A 17260-nucleotide genomic window follows, 5' to 3' on the forward strand; every position below is an offset into this window, starting at 1 on the left:
CACACAGTGTTGGCCTGCATGATACCCGGGCGGCGGTGGTCCCCGGCCGCACGGCCCGCCCACAGGGCTGTTTTTGGCACGCCGCTGGCCGAGCTGCGCGAGGCGCTGCAGCGCGGGATCGATGCGGCAGGCGCGGCGAACTCCTAGCGCGAAACCAAAAGACACATATGCGCGCAGGGCCGGCTTCACTGCGGCCGCCGCGGCCGCTTATGGCAAAATCCGCCCCTTGTTTTCCTTTGCCGCCGTAGCGAGATGTCCGAAACTTCCTCCATCACGAACCCCGCGGCCGGGGTCGACCCTGCCCGCATCGTCGCCCAACTGGCCACCGAGCTGCAGGTGCGCGCCACGCAAGTCGCCGCGGCGGTCGAACTGCTGGATGGCGGCGCCACCGTGCCCTTCATCGCCCGCTATCGCAAGGAAGCGACCGGCGGCCTGGACGACACCGTGCTGCGCGACCTCGAAGTGCGCCTGGGCTATCTGCGCGAACTCGAAACGCGCCGCGGCGCCATTCTCGAATCCATCGCCCAGCAGGGCAAGCTCACGCCCGACCTGCAGCGCGACATCGCCGCCGCCGACACGAAGCAGCGCCTGGAAGACCTGTACGCCCCCTACAAGCCCAAGCGCCGCACGCGCGCCCAGATCGCCCGCGAGGCCGGCCTCGAACCCCTGGCGGACGCCATCCTGGGCGATCCCGCCTGCGACCCTGCCGTACTGGCCGCGCAGTATCTGAATCCCGAGGCCTCCATCAACGACGCCAAGGCGGCGCTGGACGGCGCGCGCGACATCCTGGCCGAACGCTATGCCGAGAATGCCGACCTGCTGGCCGACATGCGCGAGCACCTGTGGGCCACGGGCGTGCTGTATTCCAAGGTGGCCGACGGCAAGGAAGCCGAGGGCGCCAACTTCCGCGACTGGTTCGATTTCAACGAACCGCTGCGCACCCTGCCCTCGCACCGCGTCCTGGCGCTGATGCGCGGCCGCCAGCAGGGCGTGCTGGAACTGCGCGTCGGACTCGAGGCCGAACAAGAGGCGCTGACGCCCCACCCCTGCGTGGCGCGCGTCGCGAACTTCCTCAAGCTGGGAACGGGACTGTTCGCCTTGGACGCCCCGCCCCGCGCCCGCTGGCTGGGCGAAGTGTGCCGCTGGACCTGGCGCGTGAAGCTGCTGACCGCATTCGAAAGCGAGCTGTTCGGCCGGCTGCGCGACAGCGCCGAGGCCGAGGCCATCCGCGTGTTCGCGGCCAACCTGAAAGACCTGCTGCTGGCCGCGCCTGCCGGCCCCAAGGCCGTGCTGGGCCTGGACCCCGGCATCCGCACCGGCTGCAAGATCGCGGTGATCGACCGCACCGGCAAGGTCGTGGACACGGCCACCGTCTACCCCTTCGAGCCGCGCCGCGACCGCGAAGGCACCATCGCCACCCTGGCCGCGCTGGCCGCGCGCCACAAGGTCGAGCTCATCGCCATCGGCAACGGCACGGCCTCGCGCGAAAGCGAGAAGCTGGTGGCCGACATGATGGCGCGCTTCCCCGATCTTGCGCTCACCCGCGTGGTGGTGTCCGAGGCCGGCGCCTCGGTGTACTCGGCTTCCGAAACCGCGGCGCTCGAGTTTCCCGACCTGGACGTCACGCTGCGCGGCGCGGTATCCATCGCCCGCCGGCTGCAGGATCCGCTGGCCGAGCTGGTGAAGATCGATCCCAAGGCCATCGGCGTGGGGCAGTACCAGCATGACGTCAACCAGCGCGAGCTGGCCCGTTCGCTGGACGCCGTGGTCGAAGACTGCGTGAACGCCGTGGGCGTGGACGTGAACACGGCCTCTGCCGCCCTGCTGGCGCGAGTTTCGGGCCTGAACACGCTGCTGGCCAAGAACATCGTGGCCTGGCGCGACGCCAACGGCGCGTTCCCCACGCGCGACAAGCTGCGAGACGTGCCGCGCTTCGGCGACAAGGCCTTCGAGCAGGCGGCCGGCTTCCTGCGCATTCCCAATGGCGACAATCCGCTGGATGCGTCGGCGGTGCACCCGGAGGCCTATCCGGTGGTGCAGCGCATCGTGGCGCGCATCAAGGCCGACGTGAAGCAGATCATCGGCCAGCGCGAGGCCCTGAAGGGCGTGTCGCCGGCGGACTTCACCGACGAGCGCTTCGGCCTGCCGACAGTGCGCGACATCTTCGCCGAACTGGAAAAGCCCGGCCGCGATCCGCGCCCGGAGTTCAAGACGGCGCAGTTCAAGGAAGGCGTCGAAACGCTGAACGACCTGTACCCCGGCATGGTGCTCGAGGGCGTGGTCACCAACGTGGCCAACTTCGGCGCGTTCGTCGACATCGGCGTGCACCAGGACGGGCTGGTGCACATCTCCGCGCTGGCGGAGAAGTTCGTGAAGGATCCACGCGACGTGGTGCGCGTGGGCCAGACCGTGAACGTCAAGGTGCTGGAGGTCGACGTCGCGCGCAAGCGCGTGGCGCTGACCATGCGGCTGAACGACGCCGCCGAGCCGGCCCGCCGGGGCGGCAACGGCCCTGGCGCGGCGCCGCGCGGCGCCGGCGGCGAGCGCGGCGGCAGGCGGTCCGGGCAGGACGCCGGGCGGTCGGCAGCGCCCGCGAACAACGCCATGGCCGAGGCCTTCGCCAAACTCAAGCGCTGAAGGCACGGGGACGATGCCCCCGTTTCGTCACGGCGCCCGCGCCCGCGCGCGTGCCGGCTGCCTCAGACGGTCGCGCCCGGCCCGCGCATCAAGCGCACGCCCAACTGCTCCAGTACCCGGCGCGTGGCCGCGTCCGGCACGTCCTCGGCGCACACGTCGATGTCGCGCTGGCTGGCCAGGTCGATCACCGTGGACACCAGCGCCTGACTGCCGGGACTGGCCGCCAGGCCGCCCACGAAGCTTCCGCCCAGCTTCACATAGGCCAGCGGCAGGCCGTGCAGGCGCGTCAGTGCGTTGAACTGCTGCGCCAGGCGGCGCAGTCCCACCCGCGTGCCCATGCGAGCCGCCAGCCGGCACAGGTCCTCGATGCTGGCGTATTGTTCGACCAGGCCATGGGCATCGACTTCCACATACAGGCGGCGTGCCAGCGCCGGCGACTCGACCAGCAGGCGCTGCAACTGCACCAGGAAGCCGGACTGCCTGAGCGACGGCAGCGACAGGCGCACCGACAGCTCGCCGCGGTGCTGCGCCAGCCACTCCAGGCCCAGGCGCACGGCCTGCAGGTCGCAGTCGGCCGACAGGTCCAGCCGCACGGCCACGGGAATGAACATGCTGGCCGGCATGGGCTCGGCCTCGCCGCTGGCCTGCAGCGTAAGCTGCGCCTCGTGACGCACGACGTGTCCGTCCAGGTCGACGACGGGCTCGACCGCCAGCGCGTACAGGCTCAGCCGCAGGCCATTCTGGATCACTTCCTTCCAGGCCGATTCGCCCATGGTCAGCGCCGGCGGAACCTCCTCGGGAGCCAGCTGCAAGCGGTCGTCGCCCGCGTTCTCGGCCTGCATCAGCGCATGATCCAGCCGCGCCAGCACTTCGCCGACCCGCGCGCCATGCGTGTAGTTGGTCAGCGCCAGCGCCCAGCGGCACAGTTCGCCCTCGCCCACCGGAATCCGCAGGTGCCGCAATTCGGCGCGCAGACGCTCGGCCAGCAGCGTGGCCACCGGCGTGGTGGAATGCGGGAACAGCAGCGCGAAATCCGATCCGTTCAACCGGCCCAGCACCGCACCGGGATGACGTCGCGCCGCCACCGCGGCATGGATGCGGTCATAGACCATGCGCAGCCACTGGTCCACCAGCGCACGGTGCATGTGCCGGTTGATGCCGGCCAGGTCGCGCTGCCGGAACACCAGCACGTGCCCCATGGGATAGCGCCGATGCGCGGCGGCCTCTTCGCCGGACTCGGCCAGCGCGCACTCGAGCTCGTGCAGGAAGGCCTTGCGGCTGGCCGCTCCGGTGACGAGGTCGCGGTCGAGTTCTGCCTGCATGGACTCGGTGCGTGCCGCCTGCGACTCGGCCTGGGCGCGCAGCTGCTCGCGCGCCTGGTTCACGGCCTGGGCCAGGCCGGCCAGCTCCGACACGCGGGGCGCCGCGGGCGGGCCCTCCCAGATTCCCTGCCCCAGCGCGCGCACCTCGTCGCCGAGTTCGGGCAGCACGCGAAGGCGCAGCCACCGCACCAGGAACCAGGCCGAGAGCGCCCACAGCAGGCCGGCCGCCAGCACCAGCGCCGTCATGCGCACGCAGCTGCGCCACAGCGACTCCCACGCATAAGTATCGTCGGCCACGACGGTCACCGTACCCATCTGCCGCCAGCCGTCGCTGACGGCCTGTGTGGCCGACCGGGCGCGCAGCGGCACCACGTCGCGGAACCAGGCTGGCACGGCCGGGTGCGCCTGGCCGGCGCGACGCTGCACCACGGGGTTGCCCTGCGCGTCCTGGAAGCTGACTTCCCTGAAGTTTCCGCCGTCGAACAGCGCGGTGACCAGCAGCGCGCGCACCGCCGGGTCGGCGCTGCCCGGTTGCGACAGCGACAGCGCCAGCGCGACGGCCGCGTCGCGGCTCTGCATCTGCAACTGCCCCGAAAGATATTCGCGTGCCGCCGACACGCTGAGCGCCAATACTCCGGCCAGGATGACCGCGACGGCCCCGGAGACGCTCAGCAACAACCGTCGCAGGATCGACTTCGACACTTTCCTACTCGCTCCAATCAGGGTTCCAGGCCTTCCTGCCGCATGCGCAGCAGCAGTTCCCGCCACCGGCCCGCGCGATCGACAGGCGCGGCGCCGCGCTCGTCCAGGTACAGGCCGCCCGTGCTGAAGCTGAATACCGGCGTGAGGTCGGCGCGTTGCACGGCGGGAAGCACCGTATCGGCGAGGTTGTCCAGCACCAGCGGCATCGCGCCGGGCGTCGGATAGTAGCCCAGCACGATGTGCGGAATGGGTTCGGCGGCATCTGGCCGCTGCGCCTGCACGTAGATGAAGCGCAGGCGGTCGATCGGCACGCCCAGCATGGCGAGCGAAAAGTACTTTCCGATGGCGTAGTCGGCGTAGGCGCCGCGCCCGCGGGACAGGATCTCCAGCGGCGTGGCCCAGTTCATTGCCCGCCGCGCGGCGGGCGGATCGTCGGGCAGCACGCTGCGGTTCCAGAAGTCGTTGACGCGGTCCAGCTTGTCGCGCTCGGGCAGCGCGGCGTCGTTGCGCAGCTGCAGCAGCCAGGCGGACACCGCCTGCACGGCCTGGGGGCCGTAGGCGGCTTCGGCGGTCTTGCGCAGCCGTTCGGGATTCAGTTCCAGGGCGCGAGCATGACCGCTGCAGGCCAGACACAGCAATATGGTCCAGACAGCCCGCATGGCGGGGCGCAGGGATATGGACATGATGCTCGCTTGAAACGTGATGGAAGCCGTGGAGGTCCGGCGGCCATCCCGGCGCCGGGCGCCTTACGGCGCCGCGGTCAGTCTCCGACGGAGTCGAAAACTTAACACGGCATGTGTCAGGCGAAACAAAATGTCTACGGGCATTTTCCGGCGTAAATTGGCCGGGAAATGCCCGTGAAGATGACTGCTGGAGGAACGCCGTTATCGGTGGCTATTGCTGCGCCAGCTCCGCCAGGGCCTCGCGCGCGCGGGCCAGCATGCCGGCCACGTCGGCCGCGTCGGCGCCCGCGGGGCTGCCCGCCACCACGGCGCCGTCCAGATGAGCCGCGTAGCCCTGGTCGGCCTCTTGCAGCAGGCCGTCGGCGGGCAGGCGCTTCATCGCGGCCCCGGCCTGCTTGGGATCGGCATAGGCCTGCGAGGTCAACAGCTCCTCGCCGTCGGCCGCCAGCAGGCGGAAGCGGAAGCTGCCGTCCGCGTCGCGGAAGCTGACGAAGCGCGCGCCCTTGCCGGCCTTGCGGGCCGGCTGGGCCGTCTTGGCGGCCGGCTGCGAGCCGCCCAGGTTGCGCAGGCCCACCGCTTCGCGCAGCACCAGCAGTGCGGGCGCCGCCATGGCGCGGGCCTTCTGTGCGCCGGCCTGCAGGATTTCCTCGATGCGCTCGGGGCGCGCCATCAGCGCGTCGTAGCGTTCGCGCATCGGCGCCAGGATGCCTTCGAGACGGTCGTACAGCGCCGTCTTGGCATCGCCCCAGCCCATGCCGCCCTCGAGTTCTGCCCGAAAGCGCGCGCTTTCCGCGGGCGTGGCGAAGGCGCGATACAGCGTGTACAGGTGCGAGCCCTCGGCGTCCTTCGGCTCGCCGGGCTGGCGCGAATCGGTCACGATGCGCATCACCGCCGAGCGCAGCGCCGACGCGCCGCCCTCGAACAGCGGGATCGTGTTGTTGTAGCTCTTGGACATCTTGCGGCCGTCCAGGCCGGGCAGCGTGGCCACCTCTTCCTCGATGACCACCTCGGGCAGCACGAAGAAGTCGCTGCCATACAGATGGTTGAAACGCTGAGCGATGTCGCGCGCCATTTCCAGGTGCTGGATCTGGTCGCGGCCGACCGGCACCTTGTGGGCATTGAACAGCACGATGTCGGCGGCCATCAGGATGGGATACGAGAACAGGCCCATGGTGACGCCGTCGTCCGGATCCACGCCCTTGGCGGCGTTCTGGTCCACCGACGCCTTGTAGGCGTGCGCGCGGTTCATCAGCCCCTTGGGCGTGACGCAGGTAAGCAGCCAGCACAGCTCGGTGATCTCGGGAATGTCGGACTGGCGATAGAACGTGACTCGCTCGGGGTCCAGGCCCGAGGCTAGCCACGTCGCGGCCAGTTCGAGCCGCGAGCGCGCCACGCGGGCAGGATCGTCGCACTTGATCAGCGCGTGGTAGTCGGCCAGGAAGAAGAACGCGTCCACGCCCGCCTGGGTGCTGGCCTGGATGGCCGGCCGGATGGCTCCGGCGTAGTTGCCCAGATGGGGAGTGCCGGTGGTGGTGATGCCGGTAAGGACGCGGGTGTTCATGACTGCGGCGGATGCGAAGGAAAAGCCGCAGTTTACTCCGGCACGGTATGCGGGCCAGGCGTTGCCGCGGATGTCGCCGTGTCGGCGTCAGGCCCAGGCCCAGGCCAGCACCGGCGCAGCCAGCGCGCACGCGCCGCCGGCGGCCAGCGCCGCGCGGGGCCAGTAGGTAAGGAACCAGATCAGCAGCAGGCCGGCCAGGCTGAGGATGCCGATCCATTCGATCGTGCCGTAGCTCCAGCCCCATGCCGACGCCGAGGCGACCAGCGACAGGGCCAGTCCCAGGGAACCCAGCAGGCGCAGCACCAGGCGATGCTGGCGCGGCATGGCGCGATCGAACACGTCCTCGTAGTGGCGGTCCATGCCCAGGCACAGGGCTGAGAAACCGGCGTATGCCAGGCAGAAGGCGGCAGCGTTCATGCGATCACCTCGGTTCGTAGGCGGCTTGCGCGGCAGCTTCGGCCTGGCCGCGCGGCGACGGATCGACGGCGGGCCGCGCGGCGCGCCGCGAGGCCGCGGGGGCGGAGCCCTGCGCGCTGCGCGCGGCAGCCGCGCGAGAACGGCCGCAACGCCGCGCCACCCAGGCCAGCAATACGCCGCACGCGAGCACGGTCAGGTCGAAGCCCGCCATGACCCAGTCGCCCGCCGGCAGGGACACGCCCAGGTGCCGCGACGTCGTCAGCGCGTTCACGACAGGCAGCAGCATCGACAGCGCCGCGCCCAGCCACAGCAGTTCGCGCCACTTGCCGCGGCCGCGCACGCAGGCATACAGGAAACACAGGCCCCAGGTGATGAAGAAGATGCGGGTTTCCCACAACGCATGTCCGGGCAGGTCCAACGGCAGCAGGCGGTTCGCCCAGAAGTAGGCGGCGCAAGCGACGAAGAGCCCCGCGATCGAGCCCGCGTTCAGCGAGTCCACCATGCGCAGCGAGAACGTGTCCGGCGCGCCCGGCCGCAGCTTCTGGCGCCGTTTGGCGATCCACAGCGCCAGGCCGGTGCCCACCATGGCGGTGCCCGCCATGCTGACCAGGAAGTACAGCCAGCGCAGCAGCGGCTCGGCGAACAGACCCAGGTGCAGGCCGATGATGGTGCCGGCGGTGGTGGCCGCGCCGCTCTGCGCGCTGACTTCGCTGATCAGGCGGCCGTCCACCCCGCTGTAGGTGCGCGTAGGCGCGAGACGGCCGTACGACACCCGGTCGGACGAAGCGCGGCCGACGCTGATGGTTGCCGCCGCATCGCCGGGCCGGTTGACCACCACGCGTCCGATACGGCCGCCTTCCCAGGCCTGTTCGGCCTGCGCCACGATCGGGCCTAGCGGCACAAGTTCGGCCGGCGTTCCGCTGGCCGGCTTCATGGCGAAGGCGGGAAAGGCGTCATCGAAGAATTGCCGCTCGTTGTCGTAGACGGCGAGGATGCCGGCCGGCATCAGCATGGCCGCGAACAGCAGCACGCCGCTGAACGTGATCATCAGGTGAAACGGCAGGCCCAGCACCGACAGCGCGTTGTGCCCGTCCATCCAGGCGCGCTGCCCGCCCTTGCGCGGGCGAAAGGTGAAGAAGTCGGTGAAGATCTTCTTGTGCGTGATCACGCCGCTGATGATGGCCACCAGCATGAACATCCCGGCGATGCTGGCCAGCCAGCGCCCCCAGGGATTGGCCACCTCGAGCTCGAAGTGGAAGCGGTAGAAGAAGTCGCCACCGCGCGTCTCGCGCATCTCGATGGGCTGTCCCGTCGACGGGTCCAGCGTCACGCGCTTGAAGCCGCGCTGGCCGGGCGCCGGCTTGGGGTCCTGATAGCTGATCCTTACCGCCGGCTCGCGTGCGGTGGACGGGGTGATGAACCAGCGGGTCGCATCCGGCGCGTGCTCGCGCAGGTAGTGCTCGGCCACTTCGATCGAGCGCGCCATTGGCACGGCCTGCACGGACACCTCGGGCTGCATCCAGCGCGTGATCTCGGGCCGGAAGAATGCCAGCGTGCCCGTGAGGAACATGGCAAACAGCACCCAGCCGAAGATCAGGCCCGACCAGGTATGCAGCCAGGACATCGCCTGGCGCAATCCCTCCGCCTGCGGCGGGCGGGCGCTGGCTTGCACAGTGGCGCTCATGCCGCCCCCGGCGCGCGCGCCATCCAGTACAGCCCGCCCAGCACCAGCGCGGGCGCCATCACGCCGCCCCAGGCGCGCCATGCGCTATGGGTGGCGAAGACCCACAGCACCGCGCAGGCATAGGCCACGAAGGCGCCCATCTGCGCGGCGATCACCGCATCGACGCGCGGCAGGGGCAGCCAGGCGGCCATGAAGGCGGCGGTGGCTGAAGCCAGCGCGTAACCTCCGGCGATTGCGGCGATGGAACGGGATGCGACGGCGAATCGGTATCGCAGCAGGCTTGCGGAGGGGTCGGGTTTCACGGGCAGCGGGAAGTACGGCGGACAAATCCCACGAATTATAATCATTCTTAATTACAAAAAGGCGGATCGGCCCGCCTTTCGTGCCCGCGGCCGCCCCGCGGGCGGCGATTTCCGCTACAGCTGCACCGTCTGCCGGCGCTCGGATTCCAGGTATTCGCGCGATTGCATCTCGAGTATGCGCGACACCGTGCGATGGAATTCGTTGGACAGCGCGCCCTGGGTGTACAGCTCTTCGGGCGGGCATTCGGCCGACATGATCAGCTTGACCTTGTGGTCGTAGAACACGTCTATCAGCCACGTGAAGCGACGCGCCTCGGAGGCCTGGCGCGGCCCCATGCGCGGCACGTCCGACAGCACGACCGCATGGAAACGGGTGGCCAGTTCGAGGTAGTCGTTCTGCGAACGCGGGCCGCCGCACAGCGTGGCGAAATCGAACCACACCACCGATCCACCCAGCGCATGCGCGCGGATCTCGCGATGCTCGATGTGCAGCACCGGATTGGGCTGGGGCGGCGTGTCCGACAGCTTGCGGAAGGCCTCTTCCAGGGCCTGGCGCGACTGTTCGTTCAGGGGCGTGTGATAGCACTGCACCTGTTCCAGCGCCCGGCGCCGGTAGTCGATGCCGGCATCGACGTTCAGCACGTCCATGCGCTGCTGGATCAGCTGGATGGCGGGAAGGATGCGATCGCGGTGCAGCCCGTCCGGGTACAGCGTGGAGGGCTCGTAGTTCGAGGTCATGACGAACGACGTGCCGTGCTCGAAGAGCTTGAGCAGAAGCCGATACAGGATCATGGCGTCGGCCACGTCCGACACGTGGAACTCGTCGAAGCAAATCAGGCGATAGCGCCTGGCCACGCGGCGCGCCACTTCGTCCAGCGGGTCCTGCGTGCCCTTCACCTCTTCGAGCTCGCGGTGCACGCCGCGCATGAACTCATGGAAGTGCAGGCGCGTCTTGCGCACCACGGGCACGTTCGCGTAGAACGCGTCCATCAGGAAGCTCTTGCCGCGCCCTACCCCGCCCCACAGGTACACGCCGCGCGGCACCTCGGGACGGCTCAGCAGCTTCTTCAGCGCGTTCGAGCGCATGGCCTTGAAGCGGACCCAGTCGTCGTAATAGCGCTGCAGGCGTTCGACGGCCTTCTGCTGCGCCGGGTCGGGCTTGTAGCCGCGCTCGGACAGGGCTTGTTGGTAGTACTCGAGGACGTTCATCTTGGTTGTGTACGCAGCCAGGCAGCAACCGCGACACACGAAACTGGTGCGGCCTGATCGGGGACGCGGCGGATCCGGGCTTTGCCGGTCCGCCTGCGTCGCCCCCTTTTAGGGGAAAGCGCCAGGCGCTTCGGGGGTGGGTACGCCGGCCCTTTAGAAGTTCAGCGTGCGCTTGTCCACCGCCAGGGCGGCTTCCTTGACGGCTTCGGACAGCGTGGGATGCGCGTGGCAGATGCGGGCGATGTCTTCGGCGGCGCCGCGGAACTCCATGATGGTGACCGCTTCGGAGATCAGCTCGGAAGCCATCGGGCCGACGATGTGCACGCCCAGGACCTCGTCGGTCTTGGCATCGGCGATCACCTTGGCGAAGCCGGTGGTGTCGCCCAGCGCGCGCGCGCGGCCGTTGGCCATGAAGGGGAACGAACCGGCCTTGTACTCGCGGCCTTCGTTCTTGAGCTGCTGCTCGGTCTTGCCGACCCACGCGATCTCGGGCGAGGTGTAGATGACCCACGGCACGGTGTCGAAGTTGACGTGGCCATGCTGGCCGGCGATGCGCTCGGCAACCGCCACGCCCTCTTCCTCGGCCTTGTGCGCCAGCATCGGGCCGCGCACCACATCGCCGACGGCCCACACGTTGGGAAGGTTGGTCTTGCAGTCGCCGTCCACGGCGATGAAGCCGCGCTCGTCGAGCTTCAGGCCGACGGCTTCGGCATTCAGGCCGCCGGTGTAGGGCACGCGGCCGATCGACACGATCAGCTTGTCCACCACCAGCTTCTGCTCGCCGCCCTTGGCGTCGGTGTAGGGGATGGTGACCGACTTGCCCGAGGCCTTGGCCTCGCCGATCTTCACGCCCATCTGGATGTCGAGGCCCTGCTTGCCGAAGGCCTTGAGGGCTTCCTTGGCCACCTGCTGGTCGGCCGCCGCCAGGAACTCGGGCATGGCTTCCAGGATGGTGACTTCGGCGCCCAGGCGGCGCCACACGCTGCCCATTTCCAGGCCGATGACGCCGGCGCCGATGACGCCCAGCTTCTTCGGCACGGCGCCGATGTTCAGCGCGCCGTCGTTGGACAGCACGAGCTTCTCGTCGAAGGGCAGGCCGGGCAGTTCGCGCGGCGACGAGCCGGTGGCCACGATGACGTGCCTGGCCACCAGGTCTTCGTCGGCGGTGCCGCTGACCTTGATGGCCCAGCCGCCTTCGACCTGGCCGGCGAACGCGCCCTTGCCATGGACGAAGGTGACCTTGTTCTTCTTGAACAGGTACAGGATGCCGTCGTTGTTCTGCTTGACGACCTTGTTCTTGCGGCCCAGCAGCGTGTCGAGCTTCAGGGTGACGCCCTTGGCTTCGATGCCGTGCTCGGCGAAATGATGGTTGACCTGCTCGAAGTGCTCGGACGACTGCAGCAGCGCCTTGGACGGGATGCAGCCGACGTTGGTGCAGGTGCCGCCGGGAGCCGGGCCGCCTTCGCCGTTCTGCCAGGCGTCGATGCACGCCACGGACATGCCGAGCTGGGCGGCGCGGATGGCCGCGATGTAGCCGCCGGGGCCTGCACCGATGACGACGACGTCGAATTGTTTGGACATGATGGACTCTTGAAAAAGGGTGGGAGAGGTCCGCGGCCGCGGCGGGGCGCTGCATGGCGCGCAGCGGCGGGACCTAGTCTGGAGAGACCTGGTCCGGGGCGGCCGGCGAAGCGCGGCCCGGCCCCGGACCGATGCGGATTACAGGTCCAGCAGCAGGCGCTGCGGATCTTCCAGCGCTTCCTTCATGGCGACCAGGCCCAGCACGGCTTCGCGGCCGTCGATGATGCGGTGGTCATACGACATGGCCAGGTAGTTGATCGGGCGGATCACGATCTGGCCGTTCTCGACCACGGGGCGCTCCTTGGTGGCGTGGATGCCCAGGATGGCCGATTGCGGCGGGTTGATGATGGGAGTGGACAGCATCGAGCCGAACACGCCGCCGTTGGAGATGGAGAACGTGCCGCCGGTCATTTCTTCGATGCCCAGCTTGCCTTCGGCCGCGCGCTTGCCGAAGTCGCCGATGGTCTTCTCGATTTCGGCGATCGACAGCTGGTCGGCGTTGCGCAGGATCGGCACCACCAGGCCGCGCGGGCTGCCCACGGCGATGCCGATGTCGAAGTAGCCGTGGTAGATGATGTCCTTGCCGTCCACCGAGGCGTTCAGGACCGGGTACTTCTTCAGGGCGGCCACGGCGGCCTTCACGAAGAACGACATGAAGCCCAGCTTGACGCCGTGCTCTTTCTCGAACTTCTCTTTGTACTTGTTGCGCAGGTCGATGACGGCCTGCATGTTGACCTCGTTGAACGTGGTCAGGATGGCGTTCTCTTGCTGCGATTGCAGCAGGCGCTCGGCGATGCGGGCGCGCAGGCGGCTCATGGGCACACGCTGCTCGGGACGGCCGTCCAGCGACAGGGTCTGCGGAGCGGGAGCGGCAGCCGGCTTGGCGGCGGGAGCGGCGCCGGCGTTCAGCGCATCACCCTTGGTGATGCGGCCGTCGCGGCCCGAGCCCTGCACGCCGGCGGCGTCCACGCCCTTCTCGGCCAGGATCTTGGCGGCGGCGGGCGAAGCCACGCCGGCGGCCGAGCTGCTGGCCGGGGCCGGGGCGGCAGCCGGAGCGGCAGCCGGAGCAGCGGCCGGAGCAGCGGCCGGGGCGGCCTTGGGCGCTTCGGCGGCGGGCGCCGCGGCGGGGGCGGCAGCGGCCTTGGCGGCCGTGTCGATGCGGGCGATGGGCTCGCCCGAGGTGACGGTGCTGCCGTCGCCCTTGACGATTTCGGAAAGCACGCCCGACGCCGGGGCGGGCACTTCCAGGACGACCTTGTCGGTCTCGATCTCGATCAGGATCTCGTCGGCCTCGACGGCAGCGCCGGGCTGCTTCTTCCAGGTCAGCAGAGTGGCCTCCGAGACGGACTCGGACAGTTGGGGAACGACGACGTCAGTGATTGCCATGGTGATGAATTCCGTTTTTCGATGAATGTTCTGTTCGATGCGCTGCGCTTACTTGGTCAGCATGAAGCCCTTGTAGCGGGCGGCGAAGGCCTGCTCGATGAGCGCCTTCTGCTGTTCCTGGTGCTTGGCCAGGTAGCCCACGGCCGGCGACGCCGAGGCCGCGCGACCCGCGTAGCCCAGCTTCTGGCCTTCGCTCATGTTCTCGTACAGGTGATGCTGCACGTAGAACCACGGACCCTGGTTCTGCGGCTCGTCCTGCACCCAGATGACCTCGGTGGCCTTCGGGTACTTGCGCAGTTCGGCCTCGAACGACTTGTGCGCGAACGGATAGAGCTGCTCGACACGGATGATGGCGACGTTGCCGGCCTCGCGCTCGGTGCGGGCGTTGACCAGGTCGTAATAGACCTTGCCCGAGCAGACCAGCACGCGCTTGACCGACGCGGCCTTGACGTTATCGTCGACTTCGCCGATCACCGGACGGAAGCTGCCGCCGGCCAGGTCGGTGAGCGGCGAACCGGCGTCCTTGTTGCGCAGCAGCGACTTCGGCGTGAGGATGACCAGCGGCTTGCGGAACGCGCGGATCATCTGGCGGCGCAGCAGGTGGAAGATCTGCGCGGCGTTGGTGGGCTGCACCACCTGGATGTTGTTGTCCGCGCACAGCTGCAGGAAGCGCTCGATGCGGGCCGACGAGTGCTCGGGACCCTGCCCTTCGTAGCCGTGCGGCAGCATCAGCGTCAGGCCCGACTGGCGGCCCCACTTGGCTTCGCCGGAGCTGATGAACTGGTCGATCACGACCTGCGCGCCGTTGACGAAGTCACCGAACTGCGCTTCCCAGATGGTGAGCGTGTTGGGCTCGGCGGCGGAGTAGCCGTATTCGAACGCCAGCACCGCCTCTTCGGACAGCACCGAGTCGATCACGGTGAACGGGGCCTGGCCTTCGGAGACGTTCTGCAGCGGGATATAGGTGCCGTCGTTCCAGCGCTCGCGGTTCTGGTCGTGCAGCACGGCGTGGCGGTGCGTGAACGTGCCGCGGCCCGAATCCTGGCCGGTGATGCGCACCGCATAGCCCGAGGCCACCAGCGTGGCGAAGGCCAGGTGCTCGCCCATGCCCCAATCGAGGTTCAGCTCGCCCTTGGCCATGGCGCGGCGGTCGTTCAGCAGCTTGTTCACCAGCGGGTGCACGGTGAAGCCTTCGGGCACGGTGGTGATGCGCTCGCCGATGCGCTTGAGCTCGGCCAGCGGCACGGCGGTGTCGGCCTGGTCGGTCCACTTGGCGCCCAGGAACGGCGACCAGTCGATGGCGTACTTGCTCTTGTAATCGGTGAGGACGGGCTCGATGGTGCGATGGCCGTCTTCCATGAGCTGGCGATAGTCTTTCACCAGCTGCTCGGCGTCGCCTTCGGCCAGCACGCCCTGCGTGACCAGCTTCTCGGCGTACAGCTTGCGCGTGCCGCCATGGTGGCCGATGCGCTTGTACATCAGCGGCTGCGTGAGCGACGGGGTGTCCTGCTCGTTGTGGCCCAGCTTGCGGAAGCAGACGATGTCGATCACGACGTCGTGGCGGAACTGGATGCGGTAGTCCAGGGCCAGCTTGGTGGCGAACACCACGGCTTCGGGATCGTCGCCGTTGACGTGGAAGACCGGCGCTTCGATCATCTTGACCACGTCGGTGCAATACAGCGTCGAGCGCGAATCGCGAGGGTCGGAGGTGGTGAAGCCGATCTGGTTGTTGATGACGATGTGCAGCGTGCCGCCCGTGCCGTAGCCGCGGGTCTGCGCCAGGTTCAGCGTTTCCATCACCACGCCCTGGCCGGCGAAAGCCGCGTCGCCGTGCACCAGCACCGGCAGCACCTGGCGGCCTTCGGCGTCGCCGCGGCGTTCCTGGCGGGCGCGGGCGCTGCCCTCGACCACCGGGTTGACGATTTCCAGGTGCGACGGGTTGAACGCCAACGACAGGTGCACCGGACCGCCGCGGCCCGAGATGTCGCTGGAGAAACCGTTGTGGTACTTCACGTCGCCGTCGGTCAGGCCTTCGGCGTGCTTGCCTTCGAACTCGGCGAACAGGTCGCCGGGCATCTTGCCCATGATGTTGACCAGCAGGTTCAGGCGACCGCGGTGGGCCATGCCGACCACGATCTCCTGCACGCCGTTCTCGCTGGCGTGGTTGATGGTCTCATCCATCGAGGCGATGAAGCTTTCGCCGCCTTCGAGAGAGAATCGCTTCTGGCCGACGTACTTGGTGTGCAGGAAGCGCTCGAGGCCTTCGGCTTCGGTCAGCTGCTGCAGGATGTGGCGCTTCTGCTCGGGCGTGAACGTGGGCGCGCCCAGCGTGCTTTCCAGGCGCTCCTGGATCCAGCGCTTGGCGGCCGGATCGGAGACGTGCATGAACTCGGCGCCGATCGAGCGGCAATACGTGTCGCGCAGGGCCTTCAGGATGTCGCGCAGCGTCATGGTGCTGGCGGTCGTGAAGTACGTATTGGTGGCCGAGTAGGTCTGGTCCAGGTCGGACTCGGTCAGGCCGTAGAAGGCCGGATCGAGTTCGGGGATCGGCGGGCGCTCCTGGCGCTTGAGCGGATCGAGGTCAGCCCAGCGCGAGCCCAGCACGCGGTACGCCCCGATGAGGGACTGCACCGACACCTGCTTGCTGGCGATGGACAGGTCGGGCTCGGCGGCGCGCTGCACGAAGGCATTGGCGCGGGCACGCTCGGCGAACGACTGGATGATGGGGGCGTGGGCCTGGTCGCGGGTGCCGTCCTGGCCGTCGGTGGCGGGGGAATGCTGCAGCTGGTCGAAGTATTCGCGCCAGTTGTCCGGAACCGAACCGGGATTGTCGAGATACGCTTCGTAGAGCTCTTCGACGTAAGGGGCATTACCCCCGAATAGATAAGACGTGGAAAGGGATTCTGATTCCGTAGACATAATGGCGCTTCACCTAGACGAGTGCTTCACTCGGTACGATGCAGGAAGACCTTCCGCGACACGGGCTTCCCGTTAGGCGGATAGCAGGGGCAGAAGGCGGGTACAAGCCTCGAAAGCCGTATCGGGCAGTATAACGCTTTGAGTGTGGGCACGCCTTGCGACAGGCCGATGACCGCCTCGCGCATCGGGCCCGCGTGCATCAACGGCGGCGATGACGCAGGCTACGCGCCGCCAACGCCAGCGATCGGCCGCGCCAAAATTTTTTTAGGCCAGTGGCAGCGCGGTCTGGTATTTGACCTGTTTCAAGGCGAAGCCCGAACGTATGTTCTTCACGCCGGGAATACGCGACAGCCGGCTTACCACGAACTGTTCCAGGCCCTGCATGTCGGGAACCACCACTCGCAGCAGATAGTCGGCGTCGCCCGTCATCAGGTAGCACTCCATGACTTCGGGACAATCCGCCATGGCGCTCTGGAAGCGGTCGAGTTCGGACTCGATCTGCTTTTCCAGGCTGACCTGGATGAATACGTTGAGGCTGAGGCCGAGCTGCAGCGGATCGGCCAGCGCCACATAGCCGCGGATGACGCCGGCGGCCTCCAGCGCCTTGACGCGCGCCAGGCATGGTGACGGGGATAGGTTGACGCGCCGCGCCAGCTCGACGTTGGTAAGGCTTGCGTCGGTCTGCAGCAGGTCGAGGATGCGGCAATCGATGGCGTCCAGCTTCATCTTCGGCATATCTCGCTCCTGAGGTGGCGCATTACAGCATTTTGCACCGTTTCTGCTGCTTTAGACACGTATTTTCAATCACTCATGCGTCGCGACTGGCGCTAGGATGGGCCATCCATGACAAGAGCGAG

General features: G+C 68.2%; 12 protein-coding genes. 1 reads left to right on the top strand and 11 read right to left on the bottom strand.

Going from position 1 to position 17260, the window contains the following annotated elements; all coding sequences use genetic code 11:
- The first annotated feature begins 252 nt into the window (after positions 1-252).
- Positions 253-2637: an RNA-binding transcriptional accessory protein Tex gene (gene tex / locus CAL15_RS16235; RefSeq protein WP_086079543.1), complete on the top strand. Its 2385-nt coding sequence runs from the start codon at positions 253-255 to the stop codon at positions 2635-2637.
- Between the two features lie 62 nt (positions 2638-2699).
- On the opposite strand, the gene CAL15_RS16240 is transcribed toward tex, so the two are convergent.
- From CAL15_RS16240 to CAL15_RS16290, 11 genes are all read right to left on the bottom strand, one after another.
- Positions 2700-4661, bottom strand: a complete 1962-nt coding sequence (locus CAL15_RS16240; protein ID WP_086079544.1) for a bifunctional diguanylate cyclase/phosphodiesterase — start codon at positions 4659-4661, stop codon at positions 2700-2702.
- A gap of 17 nt (positions 4662-4678) precedes the next feature.
- Positions 4679-5344: a hypothetical protein gene (locus CAL15_RS16245; protein WP_086079545.1), complete on the bottom strand. Its 666-nt coding sequence runs from the start codon at positions 5342-5344 to the stop codon at positions 4679-4681.
- A 211-nt stretch (positions 5345-5555) separates the two neighbouring features.
- Positions 5556-6905, bottom strand: a complete 1350-nt coding sequence (locus CAL15_RS16250) for a tryptophan--tRNA ligase (protein WP_086079546.1) — start codon at positions 6903-6905, stop codon at positions 5556-5558.
- A gap of 87 nt (positions 6906-6992) precedes the next feature.
- Positions 6993-7322 (bottom strand): DUF3325 domain-containing protein, encoded by a 330-nt coding sequence (locus tag CAL15_RS16255; protein WP_086079547.1) that lies wholly within the window; start codon positions 7320-7322, stop codon positions 6993-6995.
- 4 nt (positions 7323-7326) lie between these two features.
- Positions 7327-9006 carry a PepSY-associated TM helix domain-containing protein gene (locus tag CAL15_RS16260; RefSeq protein WP_086079548.1) on the bottom strand — a complete coding sequence of 560 codons (1680 nt, stop codon included), beginning with the start codon at positions 9004-9006 and terminating at the stop codon, positions 7327-7329.
- Positions 9003-9308: a DUF3649 domain-containing protein gene (locus CAL15_RS16265; RefSeq protein ID WP_232467996.1), complete on the bottom strand. Its 306-nt coding sequence runs from the start codon at positions 9306-9308 to the stop codon at positions 9003-9005. The genes CAL15_RS16260 and CAL15_RS16265 overlap by 4 nt, the downstream gene beginning before the upstream one ends.
- 114 nt (positions 9309-9422) lie before the next feature.
- Positions 9423-10517, bottom strand: a complete 1095-nt coding sequence (gene zapE, locus CAL15_RS16270) for a cell division protein ZapE (protein WP_086079550.1) — start codon at positions 10515-10517, stop codon at positions 9423-9425.
- A 153-nt stretch (positions 10518-10670) separates the two neighbouring features.
- A complete protein-coding gene (lpdA, locus tag CAL15_RS16275) occupies positions 10671-12098 on the bottom strand; it encodes a dihydrolipoyl dehydrogenase (protein WP_086079551.1) in 1428 nt (475 codons plus the stop codon).
- Positions 12099-12236: 138 nt separating this feature from the next.
- Positions 12237-13484 (bottom strand): 2-oxoglutarate dehydrogenase complex dihydrolipoyllysine-residue succinyltransferase, encoded by a 1248-nt coding sequence (gene odhB / locus CAL15_RS16280; RefSeq protein ID WP_086079552.1) that lies wholly within the window; start codon positions 13482-13484, stop codon positions 12237-12239.
- A 48-nt stretch (positions 13485-13532) separates the two neighbouring features.
- Positions 13533-16403, bottom strand: a complete 2871-nt coding sequence (locus tag CAL15_RS16285) for a 2-oxoglutarate dehydrogenase E1 component (RefSeq protein WP_086079553.1) — start codon at positions 16401-16403, stop codon at positions 13533-13535.
- 264 nt (positions 16404-16667) lie between these two features.
- On the bottom strand, positions 16668-17138 hold the full coding sequence (locus tag CAL15_RS16290) for an Lrp/AsnC family transcriptional regulator (RefSeq protein WP_086079554.1): 471 nt from the start codon (positions 17136-17138) through the stop codon (positions 16668-16670).
- Between the last annotated feature and the right edge of the window lie 122 nt (positions 17139-17260).

Source organism: Bordetella genomosp. 13, from assembly GCF_002119665.1.
GTDB lineage: Bacteria > Pseudomonadota > Gammaproteobacteria > Burkholderiales > Burkholderiaceae_B > Bordetella.